13 protein-coding genes and 1 pseudogene are annotated in these 16,826 nt (G+C 71.8%); 5 read left to right on the forward strand and 9 right to left on the reverse strand.

What is annotated here, in order from left to right; all coding sequences use genetic code 11:
- Window positions 1-810 precede the first annotated feature (810 nt).
- Complete coding sequence (locus RV983_RS35410; protein ID WP_475989803.1) at window positions 811-4,446, forward strand: S8 family serine peptidase; 3,636 nt, start codon at window positions 811-813, stop codon at window positions 4,444-4,446.
- A gap of 425 nt (window positions 4,447-4,871) precedes the next feature.
- Window positions 4,872-5,420, forward strand: coding sequence for a GNAT family N-acetyltransferase (locus RV983_RS35415; protein ID WP_475989804.1), 549 nt, complete (start codon window positions 4,872-4,874; stop codon window positions 5,418-5,420).
- A 319-nt stretch (window positions 5,421-5,739) separates the two neighbouring features.
- On the opposite strand, the gene RV983_RS35420 is transcribed toward RV983_RS35415, so the two are convergent.
- Both RV983_RS35420 and RV983_RS35425 read right to left on the reverse strand, forming a co-directional pair.
- The gene (locus tag RV983_RS35420; protein WP_475989805.1) at window positions 5,740-6,345 is read right to left on the reverse strand and encodes a TetR/AcrR family transcriptional regulator; all 606 of its coding nucleotides are present in this window, start codon (window positions 6,343-6,345) and stop codon (window positions 5,740-5,742) included.
- Window positions 6,345-7,226, reverse strand: coding sequence for a class I SAM-dependent methyltransferase (locus tag RV983_RS35425; protein ID WP_475989806.1), 882 nt, complete (start codon window positions 7,224-7,226; stop codon window positions 6,345-6,347). The genes RV983_RS35420 and RV983_RS35425 overlap by 1 nt, the downstream gene beginning before the upstream one ends.
- A 240-nt stretch (window positions 7,227-7,466) precedes the next feature.
- Between RV983_RS35425 and RV983_RS35430 the strand changes: the two genes are divergently transcribed.
- Both RV983_RS35430 and RV983_RS35435 read left to right on the forward strand, forming a co-directional pair.
- Complete coding sequence (locus RV983_RS35430; RefSeq protein WP_475989807.1) at window positions 7,467-9,551, forward strand: PP2C family protein-serine/threonine phosphatase; 2,085 nt, start codon at window positions 7,467-7,469, stop codon at window positions 9,549-9,551.
- 356 nt (window positions 9,552-9,907) lie between these two features.
- A complete protein-coding gene (locus RV983_RS35435; RefSeq protein ID WP_475989808.1) occupies window positions 9,908-10,516 on the forward strand; it encodes a hypothetical protein in 609 nt (202 codons plus the stop codon).
- Here the strand turns inward: RV983_RS35435 and RV983_RS35440 are convergent.
- From RV983_RS35440 to RV983_RS35450, 3 genes are all read right to left on the reverse strand, one after another.
- Window positions 10,487-10,975 (reverse strand): hypothetical protein, encoded by a 489-nt coding sequence (locus RV983_RS35440; protein WP_475989809.1) that lies wholly within the window; start codon window positions 10,973-10,975, stop codon window positions 10,487-10,489. The two genes, RV983_RS35435 and RV983_RS35440, sit on opposite strands and share 30 nt — an antisense overlap.
- A 49-nt stretch (window positions 10,976-11,024) precedes the next feature.
- Window positions 11,025-11,582, reverse strand: coding sequence for a hypothetical protein (locus tag RV983_RS35445; RefSeq protein WP_475989810.1), 558 nt, complete (start codon window positions 11,580-11,582; stop codon window positions 11,025-11,027).
- Between the two features lie 92 nt (window positions 11,583-11,674).
- On the reverse strand, window positions 11,675-12,493 hold the full coding sequence (locus RV983_RS35450) for a siderophore-interacting protein (RefSeq protein ID WP_475989811.1): 819 nt from the start codon (window positions 12,491-12,493) through the stop codon (window positions 11,675-11,677).
- Window positions 12,494-12,551: 58 nt separating this feature from the next.
- On the opposite strand from RV983_RS35450, the pseudogene RV983_RS35455 reads away from it, so the two are divergent.
- A pseudogene (locus RV983_RS35455) lies at window positions 12,552-12,890 on the forward strand (iron chelate uptake ABC transporter family permease subunit); the annotation flags it as partial.
- A gap of 63 nt (window positions 12,891-12,953) precedes the next feature.
- Here RV983_RS35455 and ssuE read toward each other — a convergent pair.
- The 4 genes from ssuE to RV983_RS35475 form a co-directional block, all read right to left on the reverse strand.
- Complete coding sequence (ssuE, locus tag RV983_RS35460; protein ID WP_475989812.1) at window positions 12,954-13,511, reverse strand: NADPH-dependent FMN reductase; 558 nt, start codon at window positions 13,509-13,511, stop codon at window positions 12,954-12,956.
- A gap of 113 nt (window positions 13,512-13,624) precedes the next feature.
- Window positions 13,625-14,392, reverse strand: coding sequence for an alpha/beta hydrolase (locus RV983_RS35465; RefSeq protein WP_475989813.1), 768 nt, complete (start codon window positions 14,390-14,392; stop codon window positions 13,625-13,627).
- A 1-nt stretch (window position 14,393) separates the two neighbouring features.
- Window positions 14,394-15,428 (reverse strand): LLM class flavin-dependent oxidoreductase, encoded by a 1,035-nt coding sequence (locus tag RV983_RS35470; RefSeq protein WP_475989814.1) that lies wholly within the window; start codon window positions 15,426-15,428, stop codon window positions 14,394-14,396.
- 10 nt (window positions 15,429-15,438) lie between these two features.
- Window positions 15,439-16,803, reverse strand: coding sequence for an NtaA/DmoA family FMN-dependent monooxygenase (locus RV983_RS35475; protein ID WP_475989815.1), 1,365 nt, complete (start codon window positions 16,801-16,803; stop codon window positions 15,439-15,441).
- Window positions 16,804-16,826: the final 23 nt, after the last annotated feature.

Consider the following 16,826-nt stretch of genomic DNA (forward strand, 5'->3'; position numbering starts at 1 on the left):
TACGCAGTGGTCACACCAGGCACGTTGAGATCATGTCATCGCGACCTCGCGGCCCTTGTGAGTGGTGGGACTACAACGTGATCCGCCCGGTCAGCCACCATTCGAGGTACTTGGTCAGGCTCGGAGCGACCCAGGTGCGGCTGTCGTCCTCGTGGTTCCAGGCGAAGACATGACCTGCAGGTCGTCCGGACAGTCCTCGACCTGCGCAAGGACCACCAACGGAACCTGCTGGGCCCCGGCCTCGGCGCCGGCTCGCGCACCGGCCCGGCAGGCCTGGGCGCCGGCCTGCCACCGGTAGAAGCGTGCGGAACTCGGCCATCGGCGGACTGCGGCCGCTGGGAGCCGACGACATCGCCAGGACCACCCGAGCGATCCGGGACGCACCCGAACACGCCATCTGGCTCTGGGCGTCACCAACAGCCCACTCCTATAGGGAACTTGAAGCTGCCCCGCGCCAGCGCGGGGCGCCGTGAAGACGCAGCCCGTTCACTCTCTGGACACCCCCGGAACCCGGCACGTTTGCCGGTTGCCGTATCGCCGGGTGAGCGCACGTCAACTTGCCTTGTTTCGCGCATGTTTCATATACATGCAGGGTTTGTTCGACATCTTGAGCGTGTGATCGAATCCGCCCATCACACATCGCAAGGAGGAAGAGTGTTCTTTCCCACGGCTCGAACAAGGAGCTGGGCGGCTCTGTGCGCCACCGCCGCCGTATTCGTCACTCTCCTGACCCCCGCCACAGCGGGGGCTACCGTGCCGGCCGGGCGGCTGGAGGGCCCGTCTGCCCGTTCCGGTGGTCCGGCGAAGACGGTGACGCTCATTACCGGCGACAAGGTCACCGTCACGCCTGACGCGGGAGGCGGACCCGACACGCTGAGCGTCGAACGCCGTCCCGGAGGCGCCGGTTCGGTGCGCATCGTCACCGAGGGGGGCGACACCTACGTCTACCCGGACGAGGCGCTCGCCTACCTGGCCGCGGACCGACTCGACAAACGCCTCTTCGACGTCACCGGCCTCATAGCCCAGGGCTACGACGACGCCCACGCCCCGCAGTTGCCCCTGATCCTCACCGGACGGGAGACCAAGGCTAAGCGCACCACGGCCACGCCCCTGCCCGGCGCGGAGAGCGTACGCGCACTGCCGTCCGTCGGCGGCGAGGCCGTCGCGGCCGACCGTTCGAAGGCGGCGGACGCCTGGACGGCGCTCACGGCGGGCGGCACCGGCACTTCCGCGCAGGCGGCGGCCGGGTCCCGGAAGGCCGCTGCCGAGCCGTCGTTCACCGGCGGCATCGACAAGATCTGGCTGGACGGCAAGACGAAGGCGACACTCGCCGACACCACCGCCCAGATAGGCGCCCCGCAGGTCTGGGAGTCGGGCGACACGGGTTCCGGGGTCAAGGTGGCGGTGCTCGACACCGGCGCCGACACCGCACACCCGGACCTGAAGAACCGTATCGTCAGCACCCAGAGTTTCGTCCCCGACCAGGACGTGCAGGACCGCGTCGGCCACGGGACGCACGTCGCCTCCACTGTCGCCGGGACCGGCGCCGCGTCGGGCGGTAAGGAGAAGGGCGTGGCCCCCGGCGCCGACCTGGTGGTCGGCAAGGTGCTCGGAGACGAGGGTGAGGGCCAGGAGTCCTGGGTCATCAGCGGTATGGAGTGGGCCGCGCGCACCCAGCACGCCCGGGTCGTCAACATGAGCCTCGGCAGTCCCGAAGCCAGTGACGGCACCGACCCGATGAGCCAGAGCCTCAACGCTCTGAGCGCTGAGACGGGGACGCTGTTCGTGGTCTCCGCAGGCAACACCAGCGCCGCCCACCCGCAGGTCGCGCCGTACACCATCGGTTCCCCCGCCGCCGCTGACGCCGCGCTGACCGTGGGCGCGGTCGACACCGCGGACCAGCTGGCGGTCTTCTCCCTCATCGGCCCGCTGGTCGGCAGCGAGGGTCTCAAGCCCGACCTGACGGCGCCCGGCGTGGGAGTCCTCGCGGCCCGGTCGCAGTACATGAGAACCGGCGAGGGCTCCTACACCACGATGAGCGGGACCTCGATGGCCTCCCCGCACGTCACCGGAGCCGCGGTCCTGCTCGCGCAGAAGCATCCCGACTGGACGGCTCGCCAGTTGAAGGACGCTCTGATGAGCACCAGCAAGCCCACGCCGTACCTCACCGCGTACCAGGGAGGCAGCGGACGCGTCGACGTGGCGGCCGCGGTCCGCTCCCAGGTCACCGCGACCGGCTCGGTCTTCCGCTTCCTGCCCTGGCCGAACGAGGCCACCGGCTCCGTCGAGCAGGAGATCACGTACACCAACTCCGGGGACGCGCCGGTGTCGCTGCGGCTCGCCGTAGAGCCGGACGCGTCCGGCGACCGCTCGTTCTCCCTGTCCGCCGGCCAGATCACCGTGCCCGCCCACGGCAGCGCGGGGGTGGAGGTCGGCGTGGACCTGTCCAGCCTCGCCCGGGGCAACCACACCGCCCAGGTCGTCGCCCGCGACGCCGACGGCGCAATTGTCGCCCACACGGTCGCCGGCGTGGGCATGGAGCCCGAGAGGTACAACCTCGACATCACCATGAAGGACCGCTCGGGCAAGCCGACGGCCGGCTGGATCCACCTCAAGGGCGCCCGCCTGTCCTCGACCCCGTACGAGATCCCCGAGAGCGGCAAGCTCTCCCTGCGCCTGCCGCCCGACACCTACACGGTGGTGTCCTACGCGGACGTCCAGGGCACCCACGGCCCGAACTCCCGGGGCATCGCGCTGCTCAGTGCCCCCGAGGTCGACCTCACCGCGGACCGGAAGGTCGACCTGGACGCGTCGAAGGCGCGCCAGGTGACGGCCGACACGCCGAAGGACACGACGCTGGTCGACACCCGGCTGGACTTCTTCCGGTCCTTCACCTCCGCGGAACCCAGCCCGGTTGACTACACCGCCGTCCGGGAGAACGTCATCGTCGGCAAGGGTTACGACAGCGTCTGGGCCCAGCCGACCGCCAAGGTGCGGCACGGCGGGTTCGTCTTCACCACCCGCCTGCGGGCGGTGGAGACGCCGCTCGAGCTGTCCTACGACGGCGAGCGGATCGACGACGCACTGGTGCAGGACGGAGGTGCCGTCCTCCCGGACGGCAAGACCAACCTGAGATCGGTGTTCGCCGGAACCGGTTCTTTCGAGGACTTCGCGAAGGTGTCCGCCCGCGGCAAGGTCGCGGTGGTGCGCCACAGCGACGAGGTCACGCCCGCGCTTCAGGCGCACGCCGCGAAGGCGGCCGGCGCGGAGCTGCTGATCGTGGTGAACGACGGGGTGGGACGACTGTCCACCTGGTACGGGGAGCCGGACAACCACACCCTCGTCGACGTGCCCGTGGTCTCCGTCAACAAGGACGAGGGCGAGGCGCTGATCGACCGGATCACCGCCAAGGGCAACGGCAACGGCAAGACGCGCGTGAAGGCGACGGCCCATCCGTATCCCTCGTACCTGTACGACCTGGTCAAGTACCACAAGGGTGCCGTGCCCGAGGACGTGACCTACCACGCGGAGAAGGAGGGCCTGGCCCGCATCGACCTCGACTTCGCCCAGCCGCAGGGCTTGATGGCCACGGAGCGTCGCACGGACTTCCCGGCGTACGAGTGGAGCACCGGGTACACCTTCGCCGAGGACCTGGCCGTCCCCGGAAAGCGCACGGACTGGGTGACCGCTGGGGACGACGTGCGCTGGCAGCAGGGCGTGAGTACCGACGGCTGGGTGGGAAACGGCAACACTCCCACGTCCTACCGGCCGGGCAGCACCCAGCAGGAGCGCTGGCTCGGCCCGGTTCTGCGGCCGCGCATGTCCGAGGCCGCCTCCGAGGTGCGTGACGAGACAGGGCTCTCGCTCTACGTCCCCGCCTGGGGCGACTCCGAGAGCTCGCACAGCGGTAACTCGGCGAGCGAGAGGATGACCGCGCACACGTCGCTGCTCCAGGGCGGCACCACGCTGGTCACGACCGACAGCCTGTACGTCAACCTCTGGGACCTGCCGACCGAGTCGCTGCCCTACCGGCTGGTCGTCGACGCGGCCGGCGACCCGGCGCTGAGCCCGTACTCCTCGAAGACCCACTCGGAGTGGGACTTCGTGTCGGGCAAGGCCCAGGTGGGGACCGTGCCGCTGGTGCAGCTCGACTACGGCACCGATCTCGACGCCGAAGGCAGGTCGCGCCGCAAGGGGGAGGTCTCCATCACCCCCTCGGTGCTCGGCAGCTCCGAGAAGGACGCGGTGTCCTCGGTCCGGCTCGAGGTCTCCTACGACGACGGGGCGTCCTGGAAGCAGCAGGACCTGAAGAACCGTAAGGGCACCTGGAGCACCACCCTGAACGCCCCCTCCTCGGCCGCGTTCGTGTCGCTGCGCACCACCGCCACGGCACTCACCGGGGGTTCGGTCTCGCAGACCGTCATCCGGGCCTTCGGCCTGAAGTGACGCCCTGGGAGCCGGTGCCACGGCGTGCGCGTGGCACCGGCTCCCGGGAGCATCCGCCGGCAGTTCCCCCAGCACGATCGAACGAACGCCCGGCGGCGCCATACGGCGGTGCATCCCGGTCTGTCGTGCGCGGCTTACGGTTTCGGGGGAAATCGAGCTCCGGGCGTGCCGACCTGGCGGTCCGGCCGGCGGGGGATCAGAGGGCGTTGTCGCGGACGCGGCCCGGTCCGCCGCTCGCCGGGCGGCGGGTGGGCCGCTGCTCGGTCGGTCGGAGACGAGTGAGGCGATCGCGAGATGGGCCTCGCCCCAGGCATCGCCCGTCCCTGCGACCCTTCTCATGGCACGGCCCGACCGGGACGACCATCGTGTCCGCCGGGGCCGTAAAGCAGTGGACAGCCCTCCGGCGATGCGTGAACATCTCCGCGATGAACAACGAACCTCTCCCCGTACCCAAACGCGTCCGTTTCGTCGAGCTCAGCGCGAAGGCACTGCGGGCGCTTGCCGACGGTGACCTCGCCGGCGGAAGCGCCGAGGCCGGGGTCGCCCTTGACGAATACTTCGTCTGCGACCGGGCCCGCTCAATCTTCGGCTATCGGGCCGACCAGCTCGCCGAAGACCCGTCTGCCGCGCCCTGGGTCACCCGGGCCGCGGTGTCCGAGCCGGACGGGGCCGTCGTCGGGGACGCCGGCTTCCACGGACCGCCGGACGAGGCCGGCATGGTCGAGGTCGGCTACACAGTGGTGCCGGGGTACCGCCGCCAGGGCTATGCCCGCGCCATGTTGAGGGCGCTGCTCGCCCGGGCCGCCGCCGAACCGGGTGTCAGGACCGTGCGGGCCACTGTCCGATCCGACAACAACGCCTCTTTGGCCACCGTCACGGGCTTCGGTTTCACACGCGTTGGCGAGCAGGGCAACGAGCGCGACGGGCTCGTGATCGTCTTCGAGGTTCCAGCAGACGCGATTCTGGCCGAGTAGCCGACGACCTCGGCGGACCTGGTGATGGGTGCGAGGGTCGCCCTGACGGACCAGACCGACGCGGCGAGCGCGGGCGCCGCCGGCAGCAGCCGGCTGAAGGGGACGTCCTGCGGGGTGAACACCGCGAGGAGGCCGATCACCACGGTGAGGGCCACTGGAGACAGGAGCACCGGGTCGCGCCGCCCGTAGAGGCCCCCATGCATCCGAAACCGTCTCAAAACGTGCATGGGCGGATCGTACGGGATGTGTGATCGGCTTCCCGGGCGCGCGCTGCGGTGCGGCCTGGGCCCCGCTCGGGGCCGTCCGGTGCGGCGGCGGATCAGGTCAGCGCGTCCAGGAGCCCCTGGACCGCCTCGACGTAGGCCGCGTTGTCGAGTTCGGGGTCCCAGGCGGTCTGCAGCGCCAGGCCCTGGTAGACGGCGATGAGGACGCGCGCCAGCCCGTCGGGCGGCAGGTTCGACGGCAGGTCGCCGCGTTCCCGCGCGGCGTGGAGGAGGCCGGTGATGGTTTCGCGGGGCGCGTCCACGCCCTGACGTGCCACCGCGTGGACCTTTGGTGAGCGCAGCGCCTCCGCCCAGATCTGGACGCCGAGTTGCACGCGTTCCCGTTCGGCCGGGCCGGCGAGCGCGCGCAGGAGGTCCAGGTATCCGGAGGTCACGCGGCCGAGGGCGTCGGCGTCGCGGTGGCCGGGTTCGTCCAAGTGCAGTTGCCGGGTCTGCCGTTCGTGCCACTGGTCCGAGATGGCGACGACCATGGCGTCCTTGTCGGCGAAGTAGCGGTAGATCAGGCCCGCGCTGAAACCGGATTCCTTGGCGATGTCCTGGATGGTGGTGCGATGGAAGCCCGCACGGGCGAAACAGCGGGCCGCGGCGTCGAGGATGTCGGCGCGCCGGTTGCGGAGGTGCTCCTCGCTGACCTTGGGCATCACTTCACCTCCGCCTGGGCGATCCGGTAGAAGGGCGCGGCCGGCTCGTGGCGCCCCAGTGGTTCGAGGTAGCGGGCTGCGGCGTCCCGTGCGGAGAGATCCAGGGTGAGGGTGAGCCCGCGGGCCGTGAGGTAGCCGGGGAGCTCGTCCGGGAGGAATCCGAAGGTGAACGGTTCGCCCGCAGCGCGCACGCTGGCCGCCCACTCCTCCACTCCGGCGAAGTCGCCCGTGCCGTCGAGGGCGCGGCGGTCCATGTACGTGAAGACGATCCTGCTCCCGGGTGCCGTTGTGGCGGCGAGTGCGGTGAGCGTGGTGTGCACCGAGGCCGCGTCGAGGTAGTTCGTGACGCCCTCCCACACCACCACCGTGGGGTCGTCCCGCAGGCCGGCGCGGCGCAGGGCCTGGCCCAGGTCCTGCCGCATCAGGTCGGCGGGTACGAAGCGGATGTCGTCGTGGGGGCGGCCGGTCCTGGCCCAGCCGGTGACCAGCGCGTGTTTGACCGTCTGGGTCGCCGGGTGGTCGACCTCGAACACGGTGGCGGTCCGTGCCGCGTCGAGGCGGAAGGCGCGGCTGTCGTATCCCGCGCCCAGGAGCACCAGCTGGCGGGTGTCGTGGGTGAGGGCGTCCCGCACCAGGTCGTCGATCAGCCGGGTGCGGACCACGGCCGAGGCGCGCGGTCCGGCGGGCCAGCTCTTGTCGATCCGCCGTTCGAGGGCGTTCGTCAGCCCGGTGTGCCGGGCGAGCGCGACGGCCAGTCGGTAGCCGGGGCCGAGCGACGAGGCGGCGTAGGGATCGGTGAACAGCCGCGGTCCCCGGCGTACCGACTCCAGGGCCCGGAAGAGCGCGACGTGCTGCGCGGTGCGGCTGGGTGTGTTCTGCATGCCGCCCATCATAATGAATGGACATCCATTTTTTATCCCGGCCATGGCCGGCCGTGGATCCTCACCCGACCGCTCCCGCGCTGCCTGGTGTGGGTGCCGTCGCGCCTTCTCGGACGTATGGTCCCGTTATGGGTGGCAGGCGCTGTGGCCGGGCGGCGTGGCACGCCCCTGCAGCCGCTTCGAAGCGGGGCCCGGGGGTGAGGCCCGGTGCACCGCGATGACGTACGGACCGCCACGGGCATGGGACCCCTCGTCGGGCTCTTCGGCCGCCTGGGGCGGGACCTCGACGCGTCGGTGGGCATGCTCTACGTCCTGCCGCAGGGGGAACGGGTCCTGCAGCTCCTGGCCCTGTCCGGGACGTCCCGGCGGATCGCCGCTCCGTGGGTACGGGTCGGGGTGGAGGACGCGGCGCCGGGAGCGGAGGCGATACGCGAGCGGCGCCTGGTGTGGGTGAACAGCCCCACCGAGCTGGCCCGCCGCTACCCCCGGATCGGGCTCCTGGCCCCTTACGACATCCTCCTGGCGGCCGCTCCCCTCACCACCGAGGAGTCGGCGTGGGGCGCCATCTGCATGGTGTGGCCCATCTGGCACCCGCCGCAGTTGAGTGCCGCCGAGCGCGAGACGATCGCCACATTCTGCCGCCGGGCCGGCCGGCTGCTGGACCGGGCAGCCCGGCGCGGCAGGCCGCTGCTGCCCGGTGCCGAGCCGCTGGTGGTGCCGGCCGTCCGCACCCGCACCCCGGACCCGGCCGAAGCGGTGGCTGCCTACGACTTCGCCGAGCGGCTCCCGACCGGATGCGCGTCGCTGGACCTGGAGGGCAGGATCACCTTCCTCAACAGCGCCGCCGCCGAGCTCCTGGGCACCGGGACCGCCGACCTGCTCGGCGCCCGTCCCTGGGAGCGGCTGCCGTGGCTCGACGACCCCACGTTCGAGGACAGCTACCGGGCCGCTGTGATCAGCCGCCAGCCCACCGCGTTCGTCGCCGTGCGGCCACCGGACCGGCGGCTGTCCTTCCAACTCCAGCCCGCGGCCGACGGAATCAGCGTCCGGATCGCACCGGTCGCCGAGGCGAAGGCCAGGGAGACCCGCGTGGCACCGCCGCGCGGCCAGGGCCCGATGGGTGCGTCGACCCTCTATCAACTGATGCATCTGGCGGCGACGTTGAGCGAGGCCGTCGGGGTCAGGGATGTCGTCGACCAGGTCGCGGACCAACTCGTCCCCGCCTTCGAGGCTCAGGGACTGGGCCTGCTGATGGCCGAGGACGGCCGCCTGCACGTCGCCGCCCACCGGGGTTACACCGCCGAGTTCATGGCCCGGTTCGAGGGCATCCCGTTGACCGCGGCCACCCCGCCCACCCAGGCCCTGGCCACCGGGACGCCCAGGTTCTTCGCCAGCTTCAGCGACTTCCAGCGCGCCTACCCCGAGGCTCCGCGCTACAGCGGCCGGGACGCCTGGGCCTTCCTCCCGCTGATCGCCTCCGGCCGGCCCGTCGGACTCCTCACCCTGTCCTACGACCATCCGCGCCCCTTCCCCTTGGCGGAGCGCGCCATCCTCACCTCACTGGCCGGGCTGATCGCGCAGGCACTGGACCGCGCCCATGTCTACGACGCCACGCGCCACCTCGCCCGTACGCTCCAGACGGGCCTGCTCCCTCAGGAACTCCCCCAGATCCCCGGCCTCGAGGTCGCCGCACGCTACCGTCCCGCCGGTCACGGTCAGGACGCCGGCGGGGACTTCTACGACCTCATCCACTGCGGCACCACCTGCGCCGCCCTCACCATCGGCGACGTCCAGGGCCACAACGTCCAGGCCGCCGCCCTCATGGGACAGGTGCGCACCGCCGTCCACGCCCACGCCACCGCCCACACGACTCCGAGCAGGACCCTCACCCGCACCAACCGGCTCCTTGTCGACCTCAACCCGGGACTGTTCACCAGCTGCCTGTACGCCCACCTCGACCTGAACCGTCACCGCGCGCGCCTGGCCACGGCGGGACACCCCCCGCCCCTGATCCGCCATCCCGACGGACGCGCCGAGGTCCTGCGCATGCCGCCCGGTCTCCTGCTCGGTATCGCCCCGGGCGGCGACTACCCCATGACGCAGATCCCGCTCTCAACGGGAACGGTGCTGGTCCTGTACACCGACGGCCTGGTCGAGGCCCCGGGGGCCGACATCGAGCACAGCACCCTCGCCCTCGCGCAGCACCTCGTCCCGGCCGGCGACCAGAGCCTGGACGACCTCGCCGACACCCTCGTGGACCACGCCCTGCGGACCACGCCCGGCACCGATGACATCGCGCTCCTTGTCGCCCGCGTCACGGGGTAGCTACCCGGCGGGGCTCCTCGGCCGGAGGCCAGGACGAGGACGTCGCTGTCACGAGTGTGAGGTCCGGGATCCGGCCCGCCGGTCCCGTGCCCGCCAGCATCTTCGGTCAGCCCTGACTGCCACGCCCTCCGTGACCCGGGTGCGCGACTCGTGCGGGGATCACGTGGAGCGTCAGGTGCGCAGGACCGCGGCGATCCTGGCCGCCGTGCAGGCGGGGTCGAGGAGGACGTTGGGCAGGGCGACGGCGTCCCCTGTCACCAAGGCCGAGCGAGAGGGCTTGGCCGCGGCGGTACCGTGCGGGTGCGGCGAGCGGCATCCTGGACGCCTGTGGACGCAACCTTGCGGGGGAGGCCGGCGTGGTCACGTTTGCCAGGTGCGAGCAGGAAGCGGACGACATCCTCGCGGAGTGCCTGCGGGACGCGGCGTTCCACCGGCGGCTGATGAACAGCAGTTCGACGTGGGGCTGGGAGTTCACGTCCTTCCTGCGACGCGTGCGACTCGTCGTCGCGATAGCCCTGTTCTGCGCCTGTCGCAGCCGAGCGGAACAGACGCCCGCCGAGGCCGCCGCGGCCGGGTTGCGCATCCTGCGGGAGGGTGATGCCGTCGCGCTGTTCGGTGTTCTTCCCGCAGCCGAGGGGCTGGGGGAGTCCGCTGCCCTGGTCCAGTGGCTGCGGCTGATCTCGATCGGACTGACGGGACGCTCCGCCATCTCGTGGGAGCGGCTGGCCGTGACCGCGACCTCCGTGCTGGATCCCGATTCGCGCAGCCGCCCCGAATGGCTGCTCATCACCGGCGTGCAGAAAAGACCCTCCCGTTGGGAACGCGAGGCGGGCGGGATATCCGGGGAGGTCACCGTGCGCCTGGAGGATCCTTCGCCCGGCGGCCGCCCGGACAGCGAGGGGCCCCGCGCATGTGCCGCGCGGGGCCCGGAAGGCTCAGGTGGTGAGCAGGCGGTTGAAGAATGAACGGTACTGCCGCAGCGCCGTCCGCAGGTCCTCGGTGTTCACCTGCTCTCCGCGGTCCCACTGGCCCTCCAGTTCCTGCTTGTGGTGGGCGAACGTCGCCGCCAGCTTCTGCATGACGTCGGCTACCAGGGCGTCGGCGGTGTGGACGGCGTCCCGGGGGTCGTCCACGAACTCGCTCTGGATCTCCTGCCAGCGGGCGCGGAAGCTCTCCTCGTCCTGCGTGGTCAGCAGTTGCGGAGCCTTGTCCGCGCGGGCGTTCTCCACCGGGGCGCCGGCGGCCGTCTCCGCCGGGGGTTCGGACGGCTTGCGGGCCGGTGCGGTGCCCTCGCCGGGGTAGGCGGGGGCGCGGGACGACGGGTCCGGCCGGTCGGGGGGTGCGTCGAGGCGTTCGCGTGGCTGTGCGAGTTCCTCGGTGGTCAAGGCGCTCTCGCGGGAGTGTCGTGCGCGGTCGCGTTCCATTGTTCCCCTGCCTCGTATCGTGGTTGCGGCGCGGTGGCCGGAACTCCGGTCAGGCCCGGACGTGGCGCGATTCGCCGCCGTCGGTGAGCAGTTCGTCGAACAGGGCGCGGTAGTGCACCATGGCACCGCGCAGTTGCTCGGTCGTGGCCTGATGCCGGGAGCTGAGGGCGTTGACCTCATGGGCGTCCCGGTAGTGCTCCAGTGTGTGACCGTGCTCCACCGAAAGGTCCTTGAGCTGCTGGTCGAAGTCCTCGGTCGGGTACCCGCGCTCGTGCATGAGGGAGGTCACCAGGCCGTCCGCGTCGTGGACGGCATCCTCCGGGCGGTCCACGAACTCTTCCTGGACGCCGGTCCATTCCCGCGCGTAGCGGTCGCGGACGCCGCTCGGCAGCGGCTTGATGTCCAGGGAGTCGTGCCGCTTCGCGCGGGCGTCGAGATCCCGTTCGGCTTCCCTCCGGCTGCCGGTGCCTTCGACGGTCCGGTCGTACTCCGGGCCGAATTGCCGGCGCAAGCGCCGGCGCCGCGAGATCAGTACGGCTGCCACCGCGATGATGGCAAGCACCACCACGATGGGAATGATGATCGCCAGAAGTGTCCCTGTCGACATGGGGCCGGACTCCCTTGCAACTTCGGGAACCCCCCTCGTCCGACCCCTGCCCTCTGCTCTCGGCCTGAAACACCCACCTCAGCGGCCGCATGTCAGGCGGCCCGACGCGCCTCGTGCTTCCAGAAGCCGGAGAACATGATGCGGTCCTTGGGGAGGCCGGCGCGGTGGAGGTGCCGCCGGCCCTTGGTGGAGAGGCCGGATTCGCCGACGACGAAGGCGTAGGCGGTGGTGGCGACGGTGGTGCGCCGGCGGAGTTCCTCGAGCGCGGCGCGGCCGGGTACGGCGTGTGCGTCCTCGCGGACGACCCAGGTCACGGTCATCGCGGCGGGGGCGTCGAGGCCGCGCCGGTCGCCCTCGGTGGGGATCTCCTGGATCACATGGCCGACGCTGTCGCGGCGGAGTGAGCGCAGGATGCCGGTGACGGCGGGCAGACCGCTCTCCTCGGCCACCACGACGACTTCGGACGCGTCCTGCGGTGGGTCGAACATGATGCCCTGGTCGAGTACCGCGAGGCCGTCCCCGGGTCGGGCCGCGCAGGCCCAGATCGCGGCGCGGCCTTCGAGTTCGCCGGTGGGGCCGCGGTGGACGACGAAGTCGATGTCCATCTCGGCGGCCTCGGGGCGGTGGCCGGCCACGGTGTAGTTCGCGTAGTGCGGCCGCTCGTGCTCGGGGATGGCCAGGTAGGGGTGCCACCACCGGTCTCCGGTGAACTCCGGCAGGCGCAGGGTGGATTGGTGCGGCAGTTGCATGAAGAGGCGGAACCAGTGGTCGTAGCCCCGCCACGGGAACCCGGCGAGATCCGCGCCCGTCACGGTCACGCGCTGCATGGAGGGGGAGACCCGCTCCGTGCGGACGACCTCGGCCCGGAACAGTCGGGGGTTCTGCGGCATGAGCCGCGAGATCTTCGCCATAAGGGAAGGCTAGCCTAAGTTTACCGAGCTACCGGGAGGTGGTCGGGGGCATAGCGCCGTGGCCGTCACCGCAACGACCTCCGCCACCCGTCCGCACGCGGCCACCTCCAAGGCGGGCGCGGCCGCGGTGACGGCCATGCTCGTGCTCCTGGTCGCGGTCCTCGCGGTCGTCGACATCACCCAGGGCACGGCATCCGTCGGTCCGGCCGAGGTGTGGAAGGCACTCGCCGGCCGGGCCGACCCCGCCGACGCGTCCGTCGTGATCGCCTCGCGCCTGCCCCGGGCGGCCGCGGGCCTCCTGGTCGGTGCCGCACTGGGCACGGCCGGGGCGGCCCTTCCGGCCGTCAGCCGCAACGTGCTCGCCGCGCCCGACACCCTGGCCGTGAACGCCGGTTCCTCTCTGCTGCGCGCCCGGCGGTAGGCCGGGCGGCGGGCGGGGAGGCCGCCCGCCGCCCGGTGGTCACCCCGTGGGTGCCAGAGCGGTCGTCCGTCCTCCGAGTGCGACGGAGAAGCGGTCGGTGACCTGGACCAGGGCTTCGGCTGCGGCGGGTGCGACGGTCAGGGTGCCGTCGTCGGCGACGGTGATGTCCTTGTCGAGCGTGAACCAGCCCGGCACGATGTGCGCGGCGCCCATGGAACTCAGCACCGGACGCAGCGCGTAGTCGATGGCCAGGACGTGGGCCGTGGTGCCGCCCGTGGCCAGGGGCAGCACGGTCTTGTCGGCCAGCGCGTACTGCGGGAGCAGGTCGAGCAGCGACTTGAGCAGTCCCGAGTAGGCGGCCTTGTAGACGGGGGTGCCGATCACCACGCCGTCGGACCGCTGGAACAGGGCCGCGGCCCCGGTGATGGCAGGGTGGCGGACGTCGGCGCCGAGCAGCGCCTCGGCCGGCAGGGTGCGTACCTCCAGGGAGACCACGTCATGGCCCTGGAGCCGCAACCGGTCGTCCAGATGACGCAGCAGTCGTGCGGTGCGGGAGGTGGCGGAGGGGCTTCCGGAGACGGAGAGAATGACGGCCATGCGGACCTTCCGGGTTCGGGGTACGGACGTACCGGGGGCGGGGCAGTTCGCCGGCGGGGCGGGAGGCCGGTCTCCACGGCGCCTGCGGGCACCGGGTGTTGAGCCGGTGGTCGTCACCAGGCGCTCGACTCCACCGTGATCACGGGCACCAGGTGGCCGCGGAGTGCCTCCAGGAACGTGACGACCTCGGCCGCGACCGAGCGGTGCTGAAGGTCGTTGAGGACGTCGTGGTGGGCGCCGCGGACCACCGCCAGGCGGGCTCGCGGCAGGGACTTGGCGGTACGGGCGAGTGCGCCCCTGTCAGCGAGCGGATCGGCGTCGCCGACGAGGAGCAGTGCCGGGACGTCGGCTTCGTTGTCGTAGGCCGCTGTGAGCAGGGCATCCGGAATCGGGTCGCCGAGCGAGCCCCGGCGCACCCGCTGGTCCTGGGTGAGCGTGCCCCGGTGCGCGGGGCAGGAGGTGCGGACGTCCAGCTCGTCCGCCCAGCTGCCGGGGGCGGTGGCCGCCCGGCCCGGCAGGCCCGCCAGGACGACGGCGTCTGGCCGCCGCCCGCCGGTCTGTTCGGCGTTGCCGAGGAACGCGGCGACCGCAGCGGCGCCCGAGTCGGCTCCCACCAGGACGAGCGGACCGACGACGCCGTCCTCGGCGGCGGTGCCCTCGACGGCCGCGGTGAGACGCCGGCCGAACGCGGCCGACGAACCGGTCGCTTCGTCGGTGCCGACGGCCGGGGCGTCGATCACGCGGACGCGATAGGCGTCGGCGGCCAGGCGCCTGCCGAACCGGGCATAGGTCGCCCGTGTCTCCCCGCGGCCGGGCACCACGACGACCGTGCCGCGGGTGCGGAGGCCTTCGGGGGCGTGATGGTCGGTGTATTCGGTCATGTCAGACTCCCGCGGGCTCTGGCTGGGGTGCGCCGGCGCGCTGCCATCCCAGGGCGGGCGCGACCTGCGTCGCGATGAGTTCCAGGGCGCGGAGCGCCGCGTCGTGGTCGGGGACGGCGGGGTTGAACTGCGTGATCAGATCGGTTGCGACGGGCAGCACCTGCTCCTGCCGCAGGGCGGCGACGATCTCCTCGGGCGCACCGTGGAACGAGTGGAAGCGACGCAGTGCCTCGTTGACGTCCAGGCCCTTGGGGAAGGCGCCGCTGTCCGCCATGCGCAGCGCCGCCCGGTGGACGTCGTCGCCGATCTGCCGGAGCGCGGTGCGTTTGTCCTTCGCGGGGAACACGAACCGCGAGAGGCCGATCCGCGGGCGGCGCGGCCCGTCCCAGGCGGCGAGGAAGGCGTCCGCCCACGGGCGCTGCACGGCGTCGGTCGGGGCGTCGAACCCGTACGCGGCCCGGTTGAGCAGCAGGTTCGAGCCGGCGGCCGCGGCGTACGCGGCTCCCTGCGCGCTGAAGACGCCCTGCCAGAGGCGGTCGGTGAAGTCGCCCGCGGTCGGCTGGACCCGGAAGCCGGGCGCCCGTACCTCCTCGCCGGCCAGGGCCCGGCGCAGGAGGTCGAGGTGCTCGCTGGTCAGTTCGCGCTTGCGGGAGACGTCCTTGCCGAACGCGGCGTACTCAAGGCCGTTGTACCCGCTGCCCACGCCGATCTCGACGCGGCCGCCGCTGAGCGTGTCGACGGTGGCGACGTCCTCGGCCAGTCGCACTGGGTCCTCCAGGGGGAGGACGGTGATGGCGGTGCCGAGCCGGATGCGGGTGGTCCTGGCCGCGGCGTGGGCGAGGAACGTCCACGGCGAGGACAGTCCGCCCCCGCCGGCGGGGACGTGGTGCTGGGCGACCCAGCCGACGTCGAAGCCGAGTTCGTCGGCGGCGACGAAGAGTTCCTGGGCGTTGCGGTAGGTGCGGGCCGGGTCGTGGTCGCGGCTCTGGACGTGGGTGAGGAAGCCGAGTCTGAAGCGCGGTGTCGCGGAGGTCATGGGCGGGTCCTCAGGAGTTGACGAGGTCGTCGAGAAGGCCGCCGGCGAGCCGGCCTTCGGCGGTGTGGCGGTTGGCCGGGACCGGCAGGCCGAGGTTGCCGCGCAGGGTGTCGGCCTCGTACTCGGTGCGGAACAGGCCGCGCTTCTGCAGGAGCGGGACGACGCCGTCGACGAAGAGCTCGAGTTCGTCGGTGGTGCGGAAGGCCAGGTTGATGCCGTCGAAGGTGTCGGCCCGGAACCACCGCTCAATGGTCCCGGCGACGGTCCCCGGCGCCCCGACGAAGGGTGAGGTGCGGAACTCGTTGGCGGAATCGGCCACTTGACGCAGGGTGAGGTTCTCGGTCCTGGCGCGCTCGACGATCCGCGCGGCGCCGGTCCTGCCGCCCTTCTCGGCGAGGTGGGCGACGTCGGGGAACGGCGCGTCCAGGTCGTGCCCGCTGAAGTCGTACGCGCCGAAAGCGCGGCCGAGCAGCGCGAGGTTGCGGTCGAAGTCGTTGTCCTCCTCGAAGATCTCCCGCTCGCGGCGCCGGGCGGCCTCGTCGGTGGCGGCGACGACGGGACTGCCGTGAATGAAGATCTTGATGTGGCCGGGGTCGCGGCCGTAGGACGCCGTGCGCCTCTTGATGTCGGCGTAGTAGTCGTGGGCCTGCTCCAGCGAGCCGCCGGGCGCGTAGATGCCCTCGGCCACCCGCGCCGCCAGGTCGCGGCCCTCCTCGGAGACACCGGCCTGGAAGATCACGGGCTGGCCCTGCGGCGATCGCGAGAGGTTGAGGGGGCCGGCGACCTTGAAGTGCTCGCCCACGTGGTCGAGCGCGTGCAGCTTGGCCGGGTCGAGGAAGAGGTTGCGGTCCACGTCGGCCGGGAACGCGTCGTCCTCGTAGGAGTCCCACAGCCCGCGGGCCACCTGGACGAACTCCAGGGCCCGGCCGTACCGGGTGGCGTAGTCGAGGTGCTCGTCGAACCCGAAGTTCCTGGAGGTGCCGGTGTCGAAGCTGGTCACGACGTTCCAGCCGGCGCGGCCCCCGCTGATGTGGTCGAGGGAGGCGAAGCGGCGGGCCAGGTTGAACGGGGAGTTGTACGTCGAGCTGGCGGTTCCGACCAGGCCGATGTGCCGGGTGTGCGTGGCGACCGCCGACAGCAGGGTGAGCGGTTCCAGCCGGTTGAGGTAGTGGGCCGGGTAGGTGGCGTTGATGAACTGGCTGTCGACGATGAAGAGGGCGTCGAAGAGGGCGTGTTCCGCCGCCTTGGCCTGTGCGATGTAGTAGTTGACGTCGATGCTGGCGTTCTTGGCGACCCGCGCGTCCCTCCACAGGCCGTGCTGGCCGGGGCCGCCGACGCCGTAGGGGTGGAGCGCGAGGTGGATCCTGCGGGACATGGTGGCTTCTTTCTGTCTGTCGG

This window comes from Streptomyces sp. RLA123 (assembly GCF_056270165.1).

Coding starts and splice junctions, on each gene's coding strand:
- RV983_RS35415 (WP_475989804.1), top strand. CDS start 4,872: ATGAACAACGAACCTCTCCCCGTACCCAAACGCGTCCGTTTCGTCGAG.
- RV983_RS35420 (WP_475989805.1), bottom strand. CDS start 6,345: ATGCCCAAGGTCAGCGAGGAGCACCTCCGCAACCGGCGCGCCGACATC.
- RV983_RS35425 (WP_475989806.1), bottom strand. CDS start 7,226: ATGCAGAACACACCCAGCCGCACCGCGCAGCACGTCGCGCTCTTCCGG.
- RV983_RS35430 (WP_475989807.1), top strand. CDS start 7,467: ATGGGACCCCTCGTCGGGCTCTTCGGCCGCCTGGGGCGGGACCTCGAC.
- RV983_RS35440 (WP_475989809.1), bottom strand. CDS start 10,975: ATGGAACGCGACCGCGCACGACACTCCCGCGAGAGCGCCTTGACCACC.
- RV983_RS35445 (WP_475989810.1), bottom strand. CDS start 11,582: ATGTCGACAGGGACACTTCTGGCGATCATCATTCCCATCGTGGTGGTG.
- RV983_RS35450 (WP_475989811.1), bottom strand. CDS start 12,493: ATGGCGAAGATCTCGCGGCTCATGCCGCAGAACCCCCGACTGTTCCGG.
- ssuE (WP_475989812.1), bottom strand. CDS start 13,511: ATGGCCGTCATTCTCTCCGTCTCCGGAAGCCCCTCCGCCACCTCCCGC.
- RV983_RS35465 (WP_475989813.1), bottom strand. CDS start 14,392: ATGACCGAATACACCGACCATCACGCCCCCGAAGGCCTCCGCACCCGC.
- RV983_RS35470 (WP_475989814.1), bottom strand. CDS start 15,428: ATGACCTCCGCGACACCGCGCTTCAGACTCGGCTTCCTCACCCACGTC.
- RV983_RS35475 (WP_475989815.1), bottom strand. CDS start 16,803: ATGTCCCGCAGGATCCACCTCGCGCTCCACCCCTACGGCGTCGGCGGC.